Source organism: Curvibacter microcysteis (assembly GCF_028649455.1).
GTDB lineage: Bacteria > Pseudomonadota > Gammaproteobacteria > Burkholderiales > Burkholderiaceae_C > Curvibacter > Curvibacter microcysteis.
On the sequence record NZ_JAQSIO010000012.1, the window covers coordinates 67,396 to 82,657 of the forward strand.

A 15,262-nucleotide genomic window follows, 5' to 3' on the forward strand; every position below is an offset into this window, starting at 1 on the left:
GTGAGCAGCCGTGCTCACCAGTGTTTGGCGCGGCGCCCATCGTGGTGCAGCAAGCGGCCCCGGTCGGCCGGGCTGAGGCCGGCCAGGGTCTGGCGCATGCCGCGCACGCTGTCGGTGGCCGACAGGGGCGCGCTGTCACCGCCCATGTCGGTGCGCACCCAGCCCGGGTCGATGGTGACCAGGGTGGCGCGCGGGTAGTCGTGCTGGGCCGCTGCCACCGCCATGTTCACGGCGGCCTTGCTGACGCGGTACAGCCAGGCGCTGCTGTTGGGCACGGTGTCGATCTGGCTCATGCTGCTGGAGATGGCGGCGAACACACCGCCTGCCTCTTCCACCAGGGGCATGACCTGGGGCAGCACCTGCATCAGGCCCAGCACATTGGCGTGCATCAGGGTGTCAAAGGCCTGTTGGGTGGGCGGCGACTTGGCCGTGCCCCGATCCATCAGGCCGGCCACATACAGCGCCAGGTCAATTTTCTCGCCATCAAGCTGCCAGGCTAGGCCGCTGACGCTGGCCGGGTCGCTGACGTCGACCTTGAGCACCTGAGCGCCCAGCGCCGTGAGGGCGCTGCGGGCCTCATCGCTGCGCACGGTGGCGATGACGCGCTCACCCGCGTCCAAGGCCTGGCGCACCAGCTCCAGGCCCAGGCCGCGTGAGGCGCCGATGATGAGGGTGGTTTGGGCCATGGGCACTCCAGGTCGGTTGAGAGAAAAAAGAGCGCTGGCCCCCGGCCTGTGCGCGTTGTGGGGCGGGCGCTGGGGCTCAGTCGGCCTGCTCCTGGCGCAGCTGCGCCTGGTAGCGGGCCAGCATCTCGGCCTGGGTCTCGGGTGGGGTGTCCAGGCCGATCTGGTCGTGGATCATCTCGCCCAGGGTGGGCAGGCCCTGGCGCGGCGCCTGCACCGCGGCAGGCGCTTGCCACAGGGACGAACGCATGAAGGCCTTGGGGCAGTGCAGGTAGGCTTCTTCGACCGTGATCTCGATCACCAGCTGCGGCAGCCGGCGCTCGCCCGCGAACAGTGCGCAGACCTCGGCCTCGTCGCGCAGGCGGGCGCGGCCGTTGACACGCAGGGTCTCGTCCACGCCCGGCACCAGAAACAAGAGGCTCAGGCGCGGGTCCTGCAGCAGGTTCTCCAGCGTGTCCAGGCGGTTGTTGCCGCTGACGTCGGGCAGCAGCAGGGTGTGGGCGTCCCGGCATTTGACGAAGCCCGGCGGACCGCCCCGGGGGGAGGCGTCGAGCAACTGGCCCGCGCCGCCCGACGAGGCCAGCACACAAAACGGCGACAGTGCGACAAAACGCTGAGCATGCCGGTCAAGCCCGGCCATCTGCTTGCGCCGGGCGCGCTCGGTGGCCGCCGGGTAAAGGGCGCGCAACTGGGCCAGGGTCTCGATCATGGCGCGGGCCTCAGAGCAGTTCGACCGCCATGGCCGTGGCTTCGCCGCCACCAATGCACAGGGTGGCCAGGCCGCGCTTCTTGCCACGCGCTTGCAGGGCGTGCAACAAGGTGACGATGATGCGCGCACCGCTGGCCCCGATCGGGTGGCCCAGGGCGCAGGCGCCGCCGTTGACGTTGACGATGTCGTGCGAGAGCTTCAGCTCGGCCATCAAGGCCATGGGCACGACAGCAAAGGCTTCGTTGATCTCCCACAGGTCCACGTCGGACGCCGTCCAACCGGCCTTGGCCAGGGCTTTTTGCGTGGCGCCCAGGGGCGCGGTGGCGAACCACTCAGGCTCTTGCGCGTGGGTGGCGTGGCTGACGATGCGGGCCAGCGGCTGGCAGCCCAGTTGCTGCGCGGTGGAGGCGCGCATCAGCACCAGGGCGGCCGCGCCGTCATTGATGGACGAGCTGGAGGCGGCGGTGATGGTGCCGTCCTTCTTGAACGCGGGCTTGAGCGAAGCGATCTTGTCGAGCTTGACCTTGCCCGGGCCTTCGTCCTGGCTGATCACGACTTCACCGGCACGGTTCTTGACGGTGACGGGGGTGATTTCAGCGTCGAAAGCGCCCGAGGCGGTGGCGGCCTTGGCGCGCTGCACGCTGGCCACGGCGAAGGCGTCCTGCTGTTCGCGGGTGAAGCTGTACTTGGCAGCGCAGTCCTCGCCAAAGGTGCCCATGGAGCGGCCAGGCTCGTAAGCGTCTTCGAGGCCGTCGAGCATCATGTGGTCAAAGATGCGGTCGTGGCCCATGCGGTAGCCGCCTCGGCCCTTGAGCATCAGGTAGGGGGCGTTGGTCATGCTCTCCATGCCCCCAGCCACCATCACGTCGTGGCTGCCGGCCAGCAGCATGTCGTGCGCCAGCATGGCGGCCTTCATGCCCGATCCGCACATCTTGGACAGCGTGACCGCACCCGCGCCTTTGGGCAAGCCGCCCTTGAAGGCGGCTTGGCGCGCCGGCGCCTGGCCTTGGCCGGCCATCAGGCAGTTGCCGAACAGCACCTCGCCCACGGCCTCGGGGGCGACGCCGGCGCGTTCGACCGCGGCGCGGATGGCGGCGCCGCCCAGGTCATGGGCCGACAGGGCGCTGAAGTCGCCCTGGAAGCTGCCCATGGGGGTGCGGGCAGCGCCCACGATGACGATGGATTCGGACATGGTGTGATCTCCTGGTTGTTGTGGTGCGGCAAGGCAGTGGGGTGGCCTGGATCAGGCCGGGGCCGCCTCGCGCGGGGGGAAGCGCCTGGCGCGCTCGTACGGAAAAATATCGTGCACATGGCCCGCCTGGATGCGCTGCTGCTGGGCCTGCCAGTAGCCCGCGTCGAGCAACTCGGCATGGTGCTGCATGAAGACTTCGCGCACCAGCGGGTGGCCGAGCAGGAAGGGGCCGAAGGTCTCGGGGAACACATCACGCGGGCCCACCCGGTACCAGATCTCGCCAGACAGCTCTTCTTCCTCGGTGCGCGGCTCGGGCACGCGGCGGAACTGGCAGTCGGTGAGGTACTCGATCTCGTCGTAGTCGTAGAACACGACCTTGCCGTGGCGCGTGATGCCGAAGTTCTTCCAGAGCATGTCGCCAGGGAAGATGTTGGCGGCCACCAGGTCTTTGATGGCGCGGCCGTATTCGATCACGCAGCGCTCCACCTGCTGGCGCGCGCGCGTCTGGTCCAGGCCCATGTCGAAGGCTTCTTGCAGGTAGAGGTTGAGCGGGATCATGCGCCGCTCGATGTAGAGGTGCTTGATGATGACTTCGGTCTGGCCGTCGCCGTCGCGGTCGCTGATTTCGAGCTGGCTGGGCGCGAACTTCTGGATCTCGGCGATCAACTCCTCACTGAAGCGCTCGCGCGGAAAGGCGACCTCGCTGTACTCCAGGGTGTCGGCCATGCGGCCCACGCGGTCGTGCTGTTTGACCAGCAGGTACTTGCGCTTGATCTGCTCGCGCGAGGTGTCTTTCTGCGGCGGGTAGTAGTCCTTGATCAGTTTGAAGACAAAAGGAAAGGACGGCAGGTCAAACACCAGCATGACCATGCCCTTGATGCCGGGCGCGATGCGGAACTGGTCGCTGGAATGGCGCAGGTGGGCCAGGAAGTCGCGGTAGAACAGGGTCTTGCCCTGCTTGGCCAGGCCCAGCGCGTTGTAGATTTCAGCGCGCGGCTTGCGCGGCATCATCGAGCGCAGGAACTGCACGTAGGCCGAGGGCACTTCCATGTCGACCATGAAGTAGGCACGCGCAAAGCTGAACAGCATTTGCAGGTCGTTCTCGCCAAACAAGGCCGCGTCGATGATCAAGGGGCCGCTGGGCCGGTGCAGGATGGGCAGGGCAAAGGGCAGCTCAATGAAACCATTGATGACCTTGCCGACCACGTAAGCGCCCTTGTTGCGAAAGAACAAACTGGACAGCACCTGGATCTGAAAATTGGCGCGCAGCTTGGCCTCGCCCAGTTGCTGGCGCATGGCGGTCAGCACATGGTCGGCGTCGCGCGGCAGGTCTTCAAACTCGCCTTGCAGCGCAAAGTGCTCGACGATGCGGATCAGGGTCTGGTGCATCGTCTCGCGCGAAGGGTAGTAGGCGCGGTAGGTGGGCCGGGCCTCAGGCTCGTCGTTTTCGATGTACTCGGTGCTGACCGCCGGCCGCACAAAGATGAAGTTGTTGTGGAAGTGCGTGCGGTGCAGGATCTTGGTGGTGACTGAGTTGAAGAAGGTCTCGGCCAACTCAGGCTGGTGGTGGTCGACCAGCAGGCCGATGTAGTGCAGCTTGACCTGCTGCCACACGTCCATCGCTTGCTCGCCGGCGCGGAACTCTTTTTCGAGCCGCATCACACATTCTTTGACGCGCAGGCCGTAGAACTCGATGCGCTCGCGCTGGGCGCGCTGCTGGCCGTGCCAGTCGCAGGTTTCAAAGCGGTGTTTGGCGCGCGCGGACTCGGTGCGGAACAGGCGGTAATGGCGGTTGAAGCCGTCCATCATCGCCTTGGCGATGTCATAGGCCAGCGCGGAGTCCAGGCGCGAAGGGAACATGGTCGTCGACCCCAGGCTGGCGCCGCAGCGCCTCAGACGGCCATGCCGCGCGGGTAGCGCTTCAAGGCATTGCGGAACACCGGCATGACCTCGTGCGGGCCTTGCATGGACACGCCCAGGTCATTGACCAGGCCGTCCTTCAAGCCATAGCACCAGCCATGCACGGCCACTTTTTGACCCCGGCTCCAGGCGTCTTGCATGACGTTGGACAGGGCCACGTTGCCGACCTGCTCGATCACGTTCATTTCACACAGCACGTCTTCCTGCACGGTCAGGGGCAGGTGGTCCAGGCGGCGGCGGTGGCGGATCTTCACGTCGTGCACATGACGCAGCCAGTTGTCGGCCAGACCGACGCGCGCGCCATGCAGCGTGGCCAGCACGCCGCCGCAACCGTAGTGCCCCACCACCATGATGTGCTCGACCTTGAGGTAGTCGACCGCAAACTGGATCACCGACAAGGCGTTCAAGTCGGAGTGCACGACCACATTGGCCACATTGCGGTGCACGAACACCTCACCCGGGTCCAGACCCGTGATTTCATTGGCCGGCACGCGGCTGTCGGAGCAACCGATCCACAGGTACTTGGGGCTTTGCTGCTTGGCCAGGTGGCTGAAGAAGCCCGGCCGGGCTTGCTCCATGCGGGCGGCCCAGACGCGGTTGTTGTCGATCAGATGCTGAAGGCTGGAAGGAGAGGTCATGCGCTGATGGTAGCGTTTGGGCGTGACGGCTTCAGCAGGTCTCGGCAAAGAGCTCGCGGCCAATCAGCATTCGGCGGATCTCGCTGGTGCCGGCGCCGATTTCATACAGCTTGGCATCGCGCCAGAGGCGGCCCAAGGGGTACTCATTGATGTAGCCATTGCCGCCAAAAATCTGCACGCCTTCGCCCGCCATCCAGGTGGCCTTCTCGGCGCACCACAGAATGACCGAGGCGCAGTCCTTGCGCACCTGGCGCACATGGTCGGTGCCCAGCAGGTCGAGGTTTTTGGCCACGGTGTAGGCAAACGAGCGCCCGGCCTGCAGCACGGTGTACATGTCGGCGACCTTGCCCTGGATGAGCTGGAACTCGCCAATGCTCTGGCCGAACTGCTTGCGGTCGTGGATGTAGGGGATGACGTTGTCCATGACCGACTGCATGATGCCCAGCGGGCCGCCGGTGAGCACGGCGCGCTCGTAGTCGAGGCCGCTCATCAGCACCTTGGCGCCCAGGTTGAGGCCGCCCAAAATGTTCTCGGCCGGCACCTCGACGTTGTTGAACACCAGCTCGCCGGTGTGGCTGCCACGCATGCCCAGTTTGTCGAGCTTCTGCGCGATGGAGAAGCCCTTCATGCCTTTTTCGATCAGGAAGGCCGTGACGCCGCGCGCACCGAGTTCGGGCTCGCTCTTGGCGTAGACCACCAGGGTGTCGGCGTCGGGGCCGTTGGTGATCCACATCTTGTTGCCGTTGAGCAGGTAGTAGCCGCCCTTGTCCTCGGCCTTGAGCTTCATGCTGATGACGTCGGAGCCCGCGCCGGGCTCGCTCATGGCCAGCGCGCCCACGTGTTCGCCCGAAATCAGCTTGGGCAGGTACTTGGCTTTTTGGGCTTCGGTGCCGTTGCGGTTGATCTGGTTCACGCACAGGTTGCTGTGCGCCCCGTAAGACAGGCCGACCGAGGCGCTGGCACGGCTGATTTCTTCCATCGCCACCATGTGGGCCAGGTAGCCCATGTTGGCGCCCCCATGGGCCTCGGGCACGGTGATGCCGAGCACGCCCAGGTCCCCCATCTTGCGCCACAAGTCCATGGGAAACTGGTCGTTGCGGTCGATCTCGGCAGCGCGCGGGGCGATCTCGGCCTGGGCAAAGTCACGCACGGCGTCGCGCAGCGCGTCGATGTCGTCGCCCAGTTGGAAATTCAGGCCTGGCAGGTTGTTCATGGGGTCTCCTTGGATGTTGGGGGGTGATGCGTTCAGTACTTGAGGGGCACGGGGGCCAGGGTCTGCTGCATCAGCGCGCAGGGGCTGCGGCGGCCGTCGGGCGCCACATGGGTGACTTCGGCCGTGGTCACGATGAGTCGCTTGCCGGCGCGCAACACCCGACCCTGGGCATGCAGCTCGCCGTCGACAAAACTGGCCAGGAAATTGATCTTGTATTCGACCGTGGTCACCTCCATGCCTTCGGCCGCGACGCTGAGGCCGGCATAGCCGCCCGCGATGTCGGCCAAGGCGCCCATGGCGCCGCCATGAAAGCTACCTTGCTGCTGGGTCACGCGCTCGGAGTGCGGCAGGCTGATCTCGCACACGCCGGGGCCCACGTGCAGCAGGCGCGCCCCCAGGTGCTGCATCAGGCCTTGGCGCAGAAAGCTGGTTTCAACGCGGGCGAACAGCTCGGGGTGGGGGTGAGGTGCTTGGGTCATGGGCTCGCAGGATAATTGACGTTTACGTTAACGTCAATTATCAACAACCCCTAAGCGCCCGGGTCGGTGCCGTGGCGGCCGTGCGCAGAACCCCCTGGAGCAATGGGCCCACCTGCCAGGGCGCCGCTGGCTGATCGGACTCAGGCGCCGGAGCGGGCCGGCTTGCGTTGGCGCTTGGGCAGCGCAGGGCTGGGTGCCGTGGTGGCACTGGCTGGGGTCGCCACCTGCACGGCGGCGGGCTCGTCGGCGGCGCCTTTTTTATCGGCCTTGGCCAGCAAGGCGCGGGCTTCTTTCTCGTGCACTTTCACCTCTTCGAGGTTGGCCTGCAGGTCGGCCATTTGGTCTTCCAATTGACGCCGGTGCCCGGCCAGCACATCCAGGAACTTGCGCAGCTGCGGACCGGTGTCGCGCGGGCTGTCGTACATGTCGATGATCTCGCGTGCCTCGGTCAGCGACAGGCCCAGGCGCTTGGCGCGCAAGGTCAGCTTGAGCCGGGTGCGGTCGCGCGCGGTGTAGATGCGGGTGCGCCCGCCCGGCCCCTGGCGCTGCGGCTGCAGCAGGCCCATGTCTTCGTAGAAGCGCATGGCCCGGGTGGTCAGGTCGAATTCCTGGGCAAGGTCGCTGATGGTGTAGGTGGTGGCCATGGTGAGGTCAAAAAGGGGCTGGACGGGGGCGACAGCGCGAAAACGCCTCGCTCCCTACAATGGGCCGATTACATCTGACGCTTACGTCAAGGTCAACCGCTTGACCGCCACGCCCCACCATGAACCTGCTTGAACAAGAACTGGACTACCCCTTTGGTGCGCAAATGCCCGACAGCGGCAGCACCCTGGAGGTCGCGCCCGGGGTGCGCTGGATCCGCATGGCCCTGCCCTTCGCGCTGGACCACATCAACCTGTGGCTGTTGGCCGATGAAATCGACGGCGTCGCTGGCTGGACCGTGGTGGACTGCTGCATCTCCCGCGAGGAGGCCAAGGCCCAGTGGGAAGCGATTTTTGCCCATGAACTGCAAGGCCGCCCCATCTTGCGCGTGCTGGTCACCCACATGCACCCGGACCACATTGGCCTGGCCCATTGGCTGTGCGAGCGCTGGAAAGCGCCGCTGTGGATCAGCGCCACCGACTACTACGCGGCACGCCTGGGCTCGCAAAGCACGACCGGCTTTGGCGGCCCCGACTCGGCCGACTTCTTTGTCGCGCATGGTCTGAGCGACGAAGGCAAGCTGGCCGAGATCCGAGGCCGCACCAGCTACTACCCCAGCATGGTGCCCGCCGTGCCACGCCGCTTTCACCGGCTGATGGATGGAGCGACGGTGCGCATCGGTGCCCATGACTGGCAATGCATCAGCGGCTACGGCCATGCGCCGGAGCACATGGCGCTGTACAGCCCCGCGCAAGGTCTGCTGCTGGGGGGCGACATGATGCTGCCGCGCATTTCCACCAATGTCAGCGTCTTTGACCAAGAGCCTGAATCCAACCCGCTGCAACTGTTTCTGGACTCCATCGACCGCTTTCAAGCCCTGCCGGCTGACACCCTGACCCTGCCCTCGCATGGCAAGCCGTTTCGCGGCCTGCACACGCGGATCCGGCAGCTGCACGAGCACCACCGCGACCGCTTGGCCGAGGTGCTGGTTGCTTGCCAGGCCCAGCCTTGCTCAGGCGCCGACATCCTGCCGATCATGTTCAAGCGCCCCTTGGACGCGCACCAGACCACGTTCGCCTTGGGCGAAGCCGTGGCGCACTTGCATGCGCTGTGGTTCAAAGGCCAACTTCAACGTCGCCGGGATGCCGATGGCGTGTACCGCTTTCTAGCCACCGCCTGAATGAAAAAAGCCCCCTGGCGGGGGCTTGGCAGCGGCGGTCAATACTCAGGCAAACAGATCAGCCTGGCCCAGCGGCAGGCCCAACGCGTCCTTGGCCGACAGGCGCGGTGCCTCGCCCACATCAGGCCACTGGATGGCCAAGGTGGGGTCGTTCCAGGCAATGCAGCGCTCGTACTGCGGCGCGTAGTAATCGGTGGTCTTGTACAAGAAATCCGCCGTGTCGCTGGTCACCACAAAGCCGTGCGCAAAGCCGGCTGGAACCCACAGCTGGCGGTGGTTGTCTTCGCTCAACTCGACCCCCACCCACTGGCCAAAGGTCGGCGAACTCTTGCGGATGTCCACCGCCACGTCGAAGACCGAGCCTCGCACCACGCGCACCAGCTTGCCCTGGGCTTGCTGCAGCTGGTAGTGCAGGCCACGCAGCACGCCCTTGGTGGAGCGGCTGTGGTTGTCCTGCACAAACTCGATGGACTGGCCCACGGCCTCGTTGAAGGCGCGCTGGTTGAAGCTCTCGAAGAAGAAGCCTCGGGCGTCGCCAAACACCTTGGGTTCGATGATCAGGACTTCAGGGATGGCGGTGCGGATGACGTTCATGGTCGGTCGGTTCGGTTCGGTTCAATCAGTTCTTGTCTTTGAGCAGGCGCAGCAGGTACTGCCCATAGCCGTTCTTGGCCAAAGGCTGAGCCAGCTTTTCAAGCTGCTCGCTGTTGATGAAGTCATTGCGCCAGGCGATCTCTTCGGGGCAGGCCACCTTCAGGCCTTGGCGGCGCTCCAGCGTGGCAATGAATTGGCCCGCGTCCAGCAGGCTGTCGTGCGTGCCCGTGTCCAGCCAGGCGTAGCCGCGCTGCATGATCTGCACGCTGAGTTGGCCCTGCGCCAAGTAGGTCTCGTTGACAGTGGTGATCTCCAACTCGCCACGCGCGCTGGGGCGGATGCTCTTGGCAATGTCCACCACCTGTTGGTCGTAAAAGTACAGGCCGGTGACGGCGTAGTTGCTCTTGGGGACCTTGGGCTTTTCTTCGATGCTGCTGGCCTTGCCGTTCTGGTCAAAGGCCACCACGCCGTAGCGCTCGGGGTCGGTGACGTGGTAGGCAAAGACAGTGGCACCTTCGCTTTGCGCATCCGCGCTGGCCAGCAGGGGCACAAAGTCGTGGCCGTAGAAGATGTTGTCGCCCAGCACCAAGGCGCTGGGGCTGTTGCCCACAAACTGCTCGCCAATCAAGAAGGCCTGGGCCAGGCCGTCGGGGCTGGCTTGCACGGCGTACTGCAGGTTCAGGCCCCACTGGCTGCCGTCGCCCAGCAGTTGCTGGAAGCGCGGTGTGTCTTGCGGCGTGCTGATCAGCAAGATGTCGCGGATGCCGGCCAGCATCAAGGTGCTGAGCGGGTAATAAACCATCGGCTTGTCGTACACCGGCAGCAGCTGCTTGCTGATGGCCAGCGTGGCCGGGTGCAGCCGGGTGCCGGAGCCCCCGGCCAGGATGATGCCCTTGCGTTGGGTGGTGATGCTCATGGAATGGACTCCCTCGTTCTCTTGTTCTTTGGCTCGATGGGCTGGTGCGCTGGGGTCAGGCCTTCGGTGCGGGCAGCAGGATCTCGTCGAGCATGCGCGCCACGCCTTGCTGCCAGTGCGGCAGTTGCAGGCCCAGGGCCTGTTGCAGCTTGGCCGTGCTCAGGCGCGAGTTCTGCGGGCGCTTGGCCGGGGTCGGGAAGGCGCTGGTGGGCACGGGCGCGATCGCGTCGGGCGCGGTCTTGAGGGCCACGCCCGCGCGGCGCGCGTGCTCGATCACAAAGCTGGCGTAGCCGTGCCAGCTGGTCTGGCCGCCGGCCACCGCGTGGTACAGGCCCGACAGCTCGGGCTGGCGTGCCAAGGCGCGGATGCCGTGCGCGGTCACGTCGGCCAGCAAGTCGGCGCCGGTGGGGGCGCCGATCTGGTCGTCAATGACGGTCAGCTTGTCGCGCTCGCAAGCCAGGCGCAGCATGGTCTTGGCAAAGTTGCCACCGCGCGCGGCGTAGACCCAGCTGGTGCGCAGGATCAGGTGGCGCACGCCCGATTGCTGGATCAGCTGCTCGCCTTCGAGCTTGGTGGCGCCATACACGCTCAGCGGGGCTGGCGTGTCGGTCTCGGTCCAGGGCTGGTCGCCGCTGCCGTCAAACACGTAGTCGGTGCTGTAGTGGATGAGGCTGGCACCCAGGCGCGCGCCCTCTTCGGCCAGCACGCCAGGGGCCAGGGCGTTCAAGGTGCGGGCGAAGTCGGGCTCGCTCTCGGCCTTGTCGACGGCGGTGTGGGCCGCCGCATTGACGATCACCTGGGGGCGCACGGCACGGATGGTGTCGGCCAAGCCGGCCAGGTTGGAGAAGTCGCCACAGTGCTCGGTGCTGTCAAAGTCAACCGCGGTGACCGGGCCCAGCACGCTCAGGGCGCGCTGCAGTTCCCAGCCGACCTGGCCGCCCTTGCCAAACAGCAGGATGGTGGGGGCGGCGCTCATGCGGAGGCCCCGGCGTACTGGGTCTGCACCCAGTCACGGTAGGCCCCGCTTTGCACATGGGCCACCCATTCGGGGTTGGCCAGGTACCACTGCACGGTCTTGCGGATGCCGGTGTCAAAGGTCTCGGCGGGCTTCCAGCCCAGCTCGCGCTCGAGCTTGCGGGCATCGATGGCGTAGCGGCGGTCGTGGCCCGGGCGGTCTTTGACGTAGGTGATCTGGCCGCTGTAGCTTTGGCCGTCGGCGCGCGGACGCAGCTCGTCCAGCAAACCGCAGACGGTGTGCACGATGTCCAGGTTGGGCTTCTCGTTCCAGCCGCCCACGTTGTAGGTCTCGCCCACGCGGCCGGCCTCGAGCACGCGGCGGATGGCGCTGCAGTGGTCTTTGACGTAGAGCCAGTCGCGCACTTGTTGGCCATCGCCGTAGATGGGCAGCGGCTTGCCGGCCAGGGCGTTGACGATCATCAGCGGGATCAGCTTCTCAGGGAAGTGATAAGGCCCGTAGTTGTTGGAGCAGTTGGTGGTCAGCACCGGCAGGCCGTAGGTGTGGTGCCAGGCGCGCACCAGGTGGTCGCTGGCGGCCTTGCTGGCCGAGTAGGGGCTGTTGGGCTCAAAGACATGGTCTTCGGTGAAGGCCGGGTCGGTGGGGGCCAGCGAGCCGTAGACCTCGTCGGTGGAGACGTGCAGGAAGCGGAAGGCGGCTTGGGCGTCGGCGTTCAGGCCGCCCCAGTAGGCGCGCACGGCTTCAAGCAAGCGCAGCGTACCGACCACATTGGTCTGGATGAAGGCTTCGGGGCCGTGGATGGAGCGGTCCACATGGGACTCGGCGGCGAAGTTGATGACGGCACGCGGTTGGTGGCGGGCCAGCAAGTCCGCCACCAGGGCGCTGTCGCCGATGTCGCCGTGCACAAAGGTGTGACGGGCGTCCCCGTCCAGCGAGGCCAGGTTCTCGCGGTTGCCTGCGTAGGTGAGCTTGTCGAGGTTGAGCACGGGCTCGTCCCCCTGGGCCAGCCAGTCCAGTACGAAGTTGGCGCCAATGAAGCCGGCGCCGCCGGTCACAAGAATCATCTGTCAGCCTTGAAAAGAAGGAGTGAACCAAAACGGGCAATTATCTCATCCGCCTTTGTCAGGACCTCAGTTTGGACGCGAAGGACGGTCAGTGCACCGAATGACTGCCGCTGGGAACGCACTCAATACCGCTGATGGACTTGCGCAGGCTCGCGCTCCAAACAAGGCCTGCACCCGGCTTAGAGTGCCCCCAGTGTTGAGGCCCCGCCTCAGCTTGACGCCTCTCATTCCCGCCGGAGTTTCATCCCATGATCAAAAAAGTCACCGCCAATGGCGTCCCAGGCAGCGCGCTCTTTGACCTCGCTGCCGCCGTCAAAGCTTCGCCCCACCTCATCTGGCTGGCAGGTCTGGGGGCCCTTGCCAAAGCGGGAACGGAAGGTGGCAAGGCCTTTGAAGCCCTGGTCAAAGAGGGGCAGCGCCTTCAAAAGAAGACCAGGGGTGTCGCAGAGGAGCGCCTCGGCGAGACCCCTGGCCGCTTGAGTGAACTGTTACAAAGCCTGAACAACCGCACCAGTGGTTCCAGGGAGAAGTTCGAGCGTTTGCTGGAAGACGGTGTGGCTCGCGTGCAGGGGCGGTTGGGTGTACCCACTGCCAAAGACTTGGCAGCACTCGTGCAACGCCTCGACGCGGTGGAACAACAACTGGCGTCCTTGGGCGTCAACAAGCCCAAATCTGTGGGCTCCAGCGCATCAAAGGTCGCCAAGGGCACGCCGACCAGAAAAAGCGCCCACAAGTCAGCGCTGGTCCCCGCCAAAGTGTCCAACCCCAAACGGGCCCGCCAAGCTGACAGCCCAAAGCCCCCCCGGTCCAGGAAAGGGCCACCACCGGCGAACGCCTGAGTCCATAAAGGCGCTAGACACCCGTGCCCCTAGCAGCATCCCTAGTGCGATGGCTGCTGGCCCTCGGTTAAAGTCAGTTCAGCACTGTTTGTTCGAACGGCTTCACGGTGAAAAAGGCACCTAACAGGACTGCTGAACGAATGTTGGGCGCCGGCTGGGTCGATTTCGATCGCTCCGCCGTGCCCCCGTGCTTCCCGCGCGCTGACCTGCAGGCGGGCCAACGCAGCCAGGTCGGTGCGTTCCAAGCCTGCTTCAATCGCTGCACTGCATGGCAGCGCCTCACGGCCCCAACGAGGCCGCCACCCCGTCCCTCTGAGGAGACCCGCCATGACCGCTTGGTCCCATTTTCCCAACGCAGGTGTCTTCAACTACGACGGAGCAAGCTTGAAGAAACGCTGGTCCTTGCTCCACGCCGGAGATGGGGAACCTTGGCCTCTTCATCCATTGGTACTCAAAGCCTGGGTGCATTGCCACAACGGTGAATTCGAAGCAGCCCGTGATTTGGGACTGCGCGCAGCCCAGTCTGGCGAGGCGTCCGGCGTCACGGTGGCCAACAAGGCCACCTGCATCTATGCCACTTATTTGGAAAAGAAAGAAAAGGCGCGCCTAGACCTGTTCCTGGAGGTGGCACAACGTGCCGAGGAAGCCCAACAAGCCAATCCGCAGAACGTGAATGCCTGGTACCTGATGGCCTATGCACTTGGGCGCTACAGCCAAGGCATCAGCGTCGCCAAGGCCTTGGCACAGGGACTGGGAGGCAAGGTGAAAGATGCGCTCGAAAAGACTTTGAGCCTGAATCCAGAACATGCCGATGCCCACACCGCGCTAGGGACATTTCACGCCGAAGTCATTGACAAAGTGGGGGTCTTGATCGGCCACATGACCTATGGCGCCAAGAAGGAGATTGGTCTCCAGCATTTTGCGGAAGCCTTGCGCTTGAAGCCCAACGCCACCATTGCCTTGGTGGAGTACGCCAACGCACTCGTGATGCTGGAAGGCGATTCTGGCGTGGACAGGGCCACGGCGCTTTACGAAAAAGCCGCTGCCTGCGAGCCGCGTGATGCCATCGAGTGGCTGGATGTGGCGCTGGCCAGGGCTGAGCTGGCCAGTTGAGCCCTTAAGTGAGTTCCTCGGACGAGGCGTCCGAGGGAAAGCGACGCGCTGCGATCTCCAGCAAGCCGTCAAAGATCAAATTGTCGACCAGCTCACACTCAACCGACATGCTGGGGGCCATCTTCCACCCAGCCCCTCCGGTCATCACGCACTGAGGCTCTTGAGCACAGTGCGTGCGCAGGTGGTCAACCATTCTGGCCACCGCGCCCGCAATGGCGTAAGTGCCGCCGCTGGTCAAGGCGTCGCTGGTGTTGGTGGGAAACAGCTTCACTTCACCCGTGGGCACATGAAGCCCAGCGGTACCAGACTCCAACGCACGCAGCATGATGCCGTGGCCTGGCATGATCAAGCCGCCGAGAAATCGGCCGTCATGATCGATGGCCTCAACGGTCACGGCAGTACCGACCATGACCACGATCAAAGGAGCACACTCACCCCGGCTCAGCATGCGGTGACGCGCTCCGATCATGGCCACCCAGCGGTCTGCGCCGAGGCGGGTCGGATGGTCATAGCCATTCACCAAGCCCGCTTCGGTTTGGGTCGACACCACCCATTTGGGCATCACGTCCCAAATCTCCATTTGCTCCTCAACCCGTCGCTTCACGGCTTCGCCGGCGACGATGCATCCCAACATGCGGTCAGGCGCAGGCAAGTGGGCCCAGGCATGGTCCGCTAGCTTGTCGATGTTCTCGAGGAATTCTGCACCGTGTGCCAGAACCTTGGCCCCACGGCTTGGCTCCTCATACAGTGCCCATTTCAGGCGGGTGTTGCCCACGTCGATTGCGAGGAAGCTCATCCTTCGGATTATGCTGAGTTTCCGCCCGCGCACTGTCGTGCAAATTACTTATGACGCATCGGCTGAACCGGGCACCATGCCGCCGGTCTCCCGAGCCTGGGCACTGAGGTTGACAGACGTGCATTGACCGATGCTTACGTGGAGCTCACGGGGTATTCAGAGGCCTTGCGCCTTGGGTGAGCATTCCTTGACTCGATGCGTTTGATGCAACTTGAGACGCCGCTGAGCGTGATGTGCCAACAAGAACAGCTCCTTTGGGAGCTGTTTTTTTGTGTAGGGTGTGGTGAGCTTGCCTGCTCTGCTCTGCT

General features: G+C 64.8%; 16 protein-coding genes. 3 read left to right on the forward strand and 13 right to left on the reverse strand.

What is annotated here, in order from left to right; genetic code table 11:
* Window positions 1-14: 14 nt before the first annotated feature.
* The 8 genes from PSQ39_RS20445 to PSQ39_RS20480 form a co-directional block, all read right to left on the reverse strand.
* On the reverse strand, window positions 15-686 hold the full coding sequence (locus PSQ39_RS20445) for an SDR family oxidoreductase (protein ID WP_273929325.1): 672 nt from the start codon (window positions 684-686) through the stop codon (window positions 15-17).
* 76 nt (window positions 687-762) lie between these two features.
* Complete coding sequence (locus tag PSQ39_RS20450; protein ID WP_273929328.1) at window positions 763-1,392, reverse strand: MSMEG_1061 family FMN-dependent PPOX-type flavoprotein; 630 nt, start codon at window positions 1,390-1,392, stop codon at window positions 763-765.
* Window positions 1,393-1,402: 10 nt separating this feature from the next.
* Complete coding sequence (locus PSQ39_RS20455; protein ID WP_273929330.1) at window positions 1,403-2,584, reverse strand: acetyl-CoA C-acyltransferase; 1,182 nt, start codon at window positions 2,582-2,584, stop codon at window positions 1,403-1,405.
* A gap of 51 nt (window positions 2,585-2,635) precedes the next feature.
* Window positions 2,636-4,444: a bifunctional isocitrate dehydrogenase kinase/phosphatase gene (gene aceK, locus PSQ39_RS20460; RefSeq protein WP_273929332.1), complete on the reverse strand. Its 1,809-nt coding sequence runs from the start codon at window positions 4,442-4,444 to the stop codon at window positions 2,636-2,638.
* A gap of 32 nt (window positions 4,445-4,476) precedes the next feature.
* A complete protein-coding gene (can, locus tag PSQ39_RS20465; RefSeq protein ID WP_273929333.1) occupies window positions 4,477-5,142 on the reverse strand; it encodes a carbonate dehydratase in 666 nt (221 codons plus the stop codon).
* Between the two features lie 31 nt (window positions 5,143-5,173).
* Window positions 5,174-6,355: an isovaleryl-CoA dehydrogenase gene (locus tag PSQ39_RS20470; protein ID WP_273929335.1), complete on the reverse strand. Its 1,182-nt coding sequence runs from the start codon at window positions 6,353-6,355 to the stop codon at window positions 5,174-5,176.
* A gap of 32 nt (window positions 6,356-6,387) precedes the next feature.
* Window positions 6,388-6,834, reverse strand: a complete 447-nt coding sequence (locus PSQ39_RS20475) for a PaaI family thioesterase (protein ID WP_273929337.1) — start codon at window positions 6,832-6,834, stop codon at window positions 6,388-6,390.
* 140 nt (window positions 6,835-6,974) lie between these two features.
* Window positions 6,975-7,478 (reverse strand): MerR family transcriptional regulator, encoded by a 504-nt coding sequence (locus tag PSQ39_RS20480; protein ID WP_273929339.1) that lies wholly within the window; start codon window positions 7,476-7,478, stop codon window positions 6,975-6,977.
* 119 nt (window positions 7,479-7,597) lie between these two features.
* Between PSQ39_RS20480 and PSQ39_RS20485 the strand changes: the two genes are divergently transcribed.
* On the forward strand, window positions 7,598-8,656 hold the full coding sequence (locus PSQ39_RS20485) for an MBL fold metallo-hydrolase (RefSeq protein WP_273929341.1): 1,059 nt from the start codon (window positions 7,598-7,600) through the stop codon (window positions 8,654-8,656).
* Window positions 8,657-8,701: 45 nt separating this feature from the next.
* Here PSQ39_RS20485 and rfbC read toward each other — a convergent pair whose 3' ends face one another.
* Genes rfbC through rfbB form a run of 4 tightly spaced genes read right to left on the reverse strand, consistent with a single transcriptional unit; the run spans window position 8,702 to window position 12,206 of the window.
* Window positions 8,702-9,250: a dTDP-4-dehydrorhamnose 3,5-epimerase gene (gene rfbC, locus PSQ39_RS20490; RefSeq protein ID WP_273929343.1), complete on the reverse strand. Its 549-nt coding sequence runs from the start codon at window positions 9,248-9,250 to the stop codon at window positions 8,702-8,704.
* Between the two features lie 25 nt (window positions 9,251-9,275).
* Window positions 9,276-10,166, reverse strand: coding sequence for a glucose-1-phosphate thymidylyltransferase RfbA (rfbA, locus tag PSQ39_RS20495; RefSeq protein ID WP_273929345.1), 891 nt, complete (start codon window positions 10,164-10,166; stop codon window positions 9,276-9,278).
* Between the two features lie 55 nt (window positions 10,167-10,221).
* Window positions 10,222-11,142, reverse strand: a complete 921-nt coding sequence (gene rfbD / locus PSQ39_RS20500; protein WP_273929348.1) for a dTDP-4-dehydrorhamnose reductase — start codon at window positions 11,140-11,142, stop codon at window positions 10,222-10,224.
* The gene (rfbB, locus tag PSQ39_RS20505) at window positions 11,139-12,206 is read right to left on the reverse strand and encodes a dTDP-glucose 4,6-dehydratase (protein WP_273929349.1); all 1,068 of its coding nucleotides are present in this window, start codon (window positions 12,204-12,206) and stop codon (window positions 11,139-11,141) included. Before rfbB ends, rfbD begins: the two co-directional genes overlap by 4 nt.
* Window positions 12,207-12,454: 248 nt before the next feature.
* Between rfbB and PSQ39_RS20510 the strand changes: the two genes are divergently transcribed.
* Together PSQ39_RS20510 and PSQ39_RS20515 are read left to right on the forward strand one after the other, a co-directional pair.
* Window positions 12,455-13,045 carry a phasin family protein gene (locus PSQ39_RS20510; protein ID WP_273929351.1) on the forward strand — a complete coding sequence of 197 codons (591 nt, stop codon included), beginning with the start codon at window positions 12,455-12,457 and terminating at the stop codon, window positions 13,043-13,045.
* Between the two features lie 327 nt (window positions 13,046-13,372).
* The gene (locus PSQ39_RS20515) at window positions 13,373-14,158 is read left to right on the forward strand and encodes a tetratricopeptide repeat protein (protein ID WP_273929353.1); all 786 of its coding nucleotides are present in this window, start codon (window positions 13,373-13,375) and stop codon (window positions 14,156-14,158) included.
* A gap of 4 nt (window positions 14,159-14,162) precedes the next feature.
* Here PSQ39_RS20515 and PSQ39_RS20520 read toward each other — a convergent pair whose 3' ends face one another.
* Window positions 14,163-14,954: a type III pantothenate kinase gene (locus PSQ39_RS20520; protein WP_273929355.1), complete on the reverse strand. Its 792-nt coding sequence runs from the start codon at window positions 14,952-14,954 to the stop codon at window positions 14,163-14,165.
* Window positions 14,955-15,262: the final 308 nt, after the last annotated feature.

Coding starts and splice junctions, on each gene's coding strand:
- rfbC (WP_273929343.1), bottom strand. CDS start 9,250: ATGAACGTCATCCGCACCGCCATCCCTGAAGTCCTGATCATCGAACCC.
- PSQ39_RS20450 (WP_273929328.1), bottom strand. CDS start 1,392: ATGATCGAGACCCTGGCCCAGTTGCGCGCCCTTTACCCGGCGGCCACC.
- PSQ39_RS20480 (WP_273929339.1), bottom strand. CDS start 7,478: ATGGCCACCACCTACACCATCAGCGACCTTGCCCAGGAATTCGACCTG.
- rfbD (WP_273929348.1), bottom strand. CDS start 11,142: ATGAGCGCCGCCCCCACCATCCTGCTGTTTGGCAAGGGCGGCCAGGTC.
- PSQ39_RS20520 (WP_273929355.1), bottom strand. CDS start 14,954: ATGAGCTTCCTCGCAATCGACGTGGGCAACACCCGCCTGAAATGGGCA.
- aceK (WP_273929332.1), bottom strand. CDS start 4,444: ATGTTCCCTTCGCGCCTGGACTCCGCGCTGGCCTATGACATCGCCAAG.
- PSQ39_RS20510 (WP_273929351.1), top strand. CDS start 12,455: ATGATCAAAAAAGTCACCGCCAATGGCGTCCCAGGCAGCGCGCTCTTT.
- rfbA (WP_273929345.1), bottom strand. CDS start 10,166: ATGAGCATCACCACCCAACGCAAGGGCATCATCCTGGCCGGGGGCTCC.
- PSQ39_RS20485 (WP_273929341.1), top strand. CDS start 7,598: ATGAACCTGCTTGAACAAGAACTGGACTACCCCTTTGGTGCGCAAATG.
- PSQ39_RS20470 (WP_273929335.1), bottom strand. CDS start 6,355: ATGAACAACCTGCCAGGCCTGAATTTCCAACTGGGCGACGACATCGAC.
- PSQ39_RS20455 (WP_273929330.1), bottom strand. CDS start 2,584: ATGTCCGAATCCATCGTCATCGTGGGCGCTGCCCGCACCCCCATGGGC.
- PSQ39_RS20475 (WP_273929337.1), bottom strand. CDS start 6,834: ATGACCCAAGCACCTCACCCCCACCCCGAGCTGTTCGCCCGCGTTGAA.
- can (WP_273929333.1), bottom strand. CDS start 5,142: ATGACCTCTCCTTCCAGCCTTCAGCATCTGATCGACAACAACCGCGTC.
- PSQ39_RS20445 (WP_273929325.1), bottom strand. CDS start 686: ATGGCCCAAACCACCCTCATCATCGGCGCCTCACGCGGCCTGGGCCTG.
- rfbB (WP_273929349.1), bottom strand. CDS start 12,206: ATGATTCTTGTGACCGGCGGCGCCGGCTTCATTGGCGCCAACTTCGTA.
- PSQ39_RS20515 (WP_273929353.1), top strand. CDS start 13,373: ATGACCGCTTGGTCCCATTTTCCCAACGCAGGTGTCTTCAACTACGAC.